Source organism: Vibrio sp. 10N.222.55.B11, assembly GCF_041473705.1.
GTDB classification, from domain to species: Bacteria; Pseudomonadota; Gammaproteobacteria; order Enterobacterales; family Vibrionaceae; genus Vibrio; species Vibrio crassostreae_C.
Map to the genome: position 1 here is coordinate 1 of NZ_JBFRST010000197.1, position 362 is coordinate 362.

Sequence of the window (362 nt, forward strand, 5' to 3'; positions counted from 1 at the left end):
AATGCCCATATTATACGAGCATTTTTTGCAGCTAGGGCGACAGCTGCTCGTTTATAACCTCGTCGTTCAACGAGTTGATTTAACCAAATACTGTTGCGATCGGTTTTCTCTTTACATCGTGCAATAACGGCTCTTGCGCCATGAATAAGTAGAGTGCGAATGTGTTTTTCGCCTCTTTTGCTGATGCGACCAAGATGAACATGACCACCTGTTGAGTATTGTCTTGGAACCAACCCTATCCAAGCGGCAAATTGGCGGCTAGAGCCAAATTGTTTGGCGTCATTGACGGTTGCGACAATGGCACTTGCACTGTGTTCACCGACACCTGGAATATCCATGAGCGCTTTGGCTGAAGCCATCTC

General features: G+C 46.7%; 1 protein-coding gene. It reads right to left on the reverse strand.

Features of this window, described 5'->3' with window-relative positions:
• Nucleotides 1-362: transposase (locus tag AB4503_RS25700; RefSeq protein WP_133151364.1), on the reverse strand; the 362-nt coding region annotated here is incomplete at both ends.